The organism is Stagnihabitans lacustris, assembly GCF_025950525.1.
GTDB lineage: Bacteria > Pseudomonadota > Alphaproteobacteria > Rhodobacterales > Rhodobacteraceae > Stagnihabitans.
Genome location: NZ_JAPDGS010000021.1, coordinates 1 through 4493, shown reverse-complemented (window position 1 = coordinate 4493; position 4493 = coordinate 1). Strand labels below are relative to the sequence as shown.

The window sequence follows — 4493 nt, the reverse complement described above, 5'->3', positions numbered from 1 at the left end:
ATCGCCTCCCGCGTGGCGCAGTTCACCTCTCAGGTGGAACGGCGGCTGGATGGCTCGCTGACCGAAGACGAATTCCGCCCCCTGCGGCTGATGAACGGGCTTTATCTGCAGCTTCATGCCTATATGCTGCGGGTGGCGATCCCTTATGGCACGATCAACCCGCGCCAGATGCGGCAGCTGGCCCATATCGCCGACACCTGGGACAAGGGTTACGGCCACTTCACCACCCGCCAGAACATCCAGTTCAACTGGCCGAAACTGCCCGACGTGCCGGCGATCCTTCAGGCCCTGGCCGATGTGGGGATGCATGCGATCCAGACCTCGGGCAATTGTGTGAGGAACGTGACGGCCGACCATTTCGCAGGCGCTGCTGCCGACGAGATCGAAGACCCCCGCCCCTATGCCGAACTGCTGCGCCAATGGTCGACCGACCACCCCGAATTCCAGTTCCTGCCGCGCAAGTTCAAGATCGCCATCACCGGCAGCCCCCATGACCGCGCCGTCACAGCCGCCCATGACATCGGGCTGCGCATGACCGCGCGCGAGGGCCAGCCGGGGTTCGAGGTTTTCGTGGGTGGCGGCCTTGGTCGGACACCGATGATCGGCCACAAGGTCCGCGACTTCCTGCCCGTGACGGACCTGCTTCCTTACGTCGAAGCGGTCCTCAGCGTTTACAACATCCTTGGCCGGCGCGACAACAAATACAAGGCGCGCATCAAGATCACCGTCTTTGAAACCGGCGCCGCCGAGATCACCCGCATGATCGAAGAGCGTTTCGCCGAGATCCGCCCGCTGTTCAAAGGCCATGACCAGCAGCTTCTAGCCGATATCCGCGCGGCCTTTGCGATCCCCAGCCTGAAGTCGGCGCCCGTCACCGCCTATGACACGGCGCGCCAGGACCCGATCTTCCGCGCCTGGGCCGATACCAACCTCTCGGCCCATCGCGACGCGGACCACGCCATCGTCACGGTCTCGATCAAGGCCCATGGCGAGACGCCCGGCGATGCCACCAGCGCCCAGATGCGGGTTCTGGCCGACCTGTCCGAGACCTATGGCTATTCGGAACTGAGGATTTCCCACGAACAGAACGTCATCCTGCCGCATGTCCACAAATCCGACCTGCCGGCGGTCCATGCGGCCTTGCAACAGGCGGGGCTGGCCACGGCCAATGTCGGGCTGATTTCCGATATCATCGCCTGCCCCGGGATGGATTACTGCGCTTTGGCAACCGCGCGGTCGATCCCGATCGCCCAGGAAATCGCCACCCATTTCCGTGCGCTGGATCTGGAACACGAGATCGGCCCGCTGAAGATCAAGATCTCTGGTTGCATCAATGCCTGCGGCCATCACCATGTCGGCCATATCGGCATCCTGGGTCTGGACCGTGCAGGGGTCGAGAATTACCAGATCACGCTGGGCGGCGACGGCACGGAAACGGCGTCCATCGGCGAGAAGACCGGACATGGCTTTGCCTATGACCAGGTCGTGCCGGCGGTCGAACGCCTGATCCGCGCCTATATCGAGCACCGCAGCAGCCAGGAAGAAACCTTCCTGCAGGCCTATCGGCGCCTGGGGATCGACCCCTTCAAAGCGGCCCTTTACGGGTCTGGAGACACACAGGATGCCGCGTGACATGACTTTGGGTCCGGTCTCCGAACGGGTGGCGGTGCTGAACGCCCGCTACAAGCACCATTCGGCGACCGCCGTGCTGGAACATGCGCTGAAGGACGCCGATCTGGGCCGCGTCGCCCTGGTCTCGTCCTTTGGCGCGGAATCCGTGGTGCTTTTGCATCTTGTGTCGCTGATGGCGCCGGAAACGCCGGTGCTGTTCGTCGACACAAGGATGCTGTTCCAGGAGACGCTAGACTACCAGCGCGAGGTGGCAGAGCGTCTGAACCTTTGCGACATCCGCACCATCCGCGCGAACCCCAACCGGGTGTCGTTTGAGGACCCGGACGGCACCTTGCACCAGTTCTCGACCGATGCGTGCTGCGGCGTGCGCAAGGTCGAACCGCTGGAGCGCGCCTTGTCGGACTTCGACGGCTGGATCACCGGGCGCAAAAGGTTCCAAGGCAATGGCCGCGAGACGGTGGATTTCTTTGAAAACGAAGGCGACTTCCGCATCAAGGTGAACCCCTTGGCCCATTGGGGCCGCGAGGACATCGCGGAATACATGGAAAACAACAACTTGCCGCGCCATCCTTTGGTCGCCAAGGGCTATCCCTCGATCGGTTGCGCACCTTGCACCACGCCCGTCGCCGCGGGTGAGGACCCCCGCGCCGGCCGTTGGCGGAACTCGGATAAAACCGAATGTGGCATCCATTTCATCGACGGCAAGGCCGTCCGCCTGTCGAAGGAGAACTCGCTATGACCGTCCGCGTGACCGACAAGGGCTTTGCCACCGCACCCGATCTGTCCACCGTGACCCTGGCCGATCTGGCCAACCACCAGGGCGCGGTCGACCTGTTGCAGACCGACGACCCGGCCGCACTTGAAGCGGTCCTGGGTGCGCTGACCACGATCCGCGTGGCCTTCCCCGCCTTCAACGACGGCCGCGCCTTTACCGTCGCGCGCCGCTTGCGGATGATGGGCTACACGGGGCAACTCATCGCCCGCGGCCCGGTGATCGCCGACCAATATGCCATGGCGCGGCGCGTGGGCTTTGACGCGGTCGAAATCCCCGACGAGATCGCCGCCCGCCAACCGCAGGACCAGTGGCTTTTCCGCGCCGATTGGCAAAGCCACGACTATCTGGCCCGGCTGAAGGCCTGACCCCACCGCGCGCCCTTTCGCCGCGCCCCCTTTCGCAGGGGGCGGCGAAAGGCTATGTGACGCCCCATCCCTGCCCCGAGGTCCGACATGTCCGACACCGCCCCCCAAGCCGCAGCCAAGCCCCATCTGCCCGACGCCCAGACCGTGACCGCGGTGACGCATTGGACCGACCGGCTGTTTTCCTTCCGCGTGACACGGCCGCGCAGCCTGCGCTTTCGCTCGGGCGAGTTTGTGATGATCGGCCTGATGGGCGAGACCGGCAAGCCGCTGCTGCGGGCCTATTCCATCGCCTCTCCGGCCTGGGACGAAGAGCTTGAGTTCTATTCGATCAAGGTCCCCGAAGGCCCGCTGACCTCCCGGCTGCAGCACATCCAGGTCGGCGACGAGATCATCTTGCGCCCGAAACCCGTGGGCACTTTGGTGCATGACGCGCTGATGCCGGGCAAAAGGATCTATTTCCTGTCGACCGGGACCGGCTTTGCCCCCTTCGCCAGCCTTCTGCGCGAACCCGAGACCTATGAGAAATACGACCAGGTCATCATGATGCACACCTGCCGCGAAGTGGCCGAGCTGGAATACGGCCGCCGCCTTGTGGAGAGCCTGGCCGATGATCCGCTGATCGGCGAGATGGTGGCGGGCAAGCTGCTTTACTATCCGACCACAACGCGGGAAGCCTTTCCCCATATGGGCCGCGTGACCGACAACCTGTTGTCGGGCAAGGTTTTCGCCGATCTGGGCATCCCCAAGATGGACCCCGCCCATGACCGCGCCATGGTGTGCGGGTCGCTGGCCTTCAACGTCGATGTGAAGGCGATCCTCGAAGGCTTTGGCCTGCGCGAGGGCGCCAATTCCGACCCCAAGGAATTCGTGGTCGAAAAGGCCTTCGTCGGCGACGGGATCTAGGGGAACCCGGGGTATACCCCGGGCTACGCGGCTGACACAGATCACAAGGCCGGGGCGCGCAACGCTCCGGCCTTTGACTTTGCGCCCTGACGCCGTCATCGGCCCATATGATCAGGGGTGTGGCGTCCGGCCCAAGGCCCTCCACAAACGCGCCCGGGGGCCCAAAGCGCGCGGGTTCCATAGGCCGTAGCCCGGGGTAAACCCCGGGTCTTGCGGGCTGATCCAAGGCCGTTCCGGATGGCGCAAAGCAAAAGGGCCGGGGTTTCCCCCGGCCCTTCGCCATAAGCCTTGACGGCTTATTGGATCTTCAGCGCGGCCTTCACGGCAGCGACGACTTCACCCAGCTTGGTGGCGTCGGTGCCGGCAGCGGCGATCGAGGCCTTCAGCGCCATCTTGGTCGCATCGTCCAGGGTCGAGGTCTCGATGGCGGCGGTCACGGTCGCCGCATCAAACTTGGCCGGGTCCAGAGCAGCAGCCAAGGCGGCAGCGTCAGGCGCAGCAGCCTCGGTGGTCGCGGCCGGAGCGGCTTCGGTGGTCGCAGCCGGAGCGGCTTCGGTGGTCGCGGCCGGAGCGGCTTCGGTGGTCGCGGCCGGAGCGGCTTCGGTGGTCGCGGCCGGAGCGGCTTCGGTGGTCGCAGCCGGAGCAGCCTCGGTGGTCGCAGCCGGAGCAGCCTCGGTGGTCGCAGCCGGAGCGGCTTCGGTGGTCGCAGCCGGAGCAGCCTCGGTGGTCGCAGCCGGAGCAGCTTCGGTGGTCGCAGCCGGAGCAGCCTCGGTGGTCGCAGCCGGAGCAGCCTCGGTGGTCGCAGCCGGAGCGGCTTC

General features: G+C 65.3%; 5 protein-coding genes. 4 read left to right on the top strand and 1 reads right to left on the bottom strand.

Annotated elements, in window-relative coordinates; translation table 11 throughout:
• The 4 genes from NX862_RS19355 to NX862_RS19340 form a co-directional block, all read left to right on the top strand.
• On the top strand, positions 1 to 1632 hold a 1632-nt coding region (locus NX862_RS19355; protein ID WP_413694589.1), incomplete at its 5' end, for a nitrite/sulfite reductase.
• Positions 1622 to 2371 (top strand): phosphoadenylyl-sulfate reductase, encoded by a 750-nt coding sequence (locus NX862_RS19350; protein WP_264495563.1) that lies wholly within the window; start codon positions 1622 to 1624, stop codon positions 2369 to 2371. The genes NX862_RS19355 and NX862_RS19350, both read left to right, overlap by 11 nt.
• The gene (locus NX862_RS19345; RefSeq protein WP_264495562.1) at positions 2368 to 2772 is read left to right on the top strand and encodes a DUF934 domain-containing protein; all 405 of its coding nucleotides are present in this window, start codon (positions 2368 to 2370) and stop codon (positions 2770 to 2772) included. The genes NX862_RS19350 and NX862_RS19345 overlap by 4 nt, the downstream gene beginning before the upstream one ends.
• Before the next feature lie 87 nt (positions 2773 to 2859).
• Positions 2860 to 3675 (top strand): ferredoxin--NADP reductase, encoded by an 816-nt coding sequence (locus NX862_RS19340; protein ID WP_264495561.1) that lies wholly within the window; start codon positions 2860 to 2862, stop codon positions 3673 to 3675.
• Between the two features lie 296 nt (positions 3676 to 3971).
• On the opposite strand, the gene NX862_RS19335 is transcribed toward NX862_RS19340, so the two are convergent.
• A partial coding sequence (locus tag NX862_RS19335; RefSeq protein WP_264495560.1) for a hypothetical protein occupies positions 3972 to 4493 on the bottom strand: 522 nt, incomplete at its 5' end.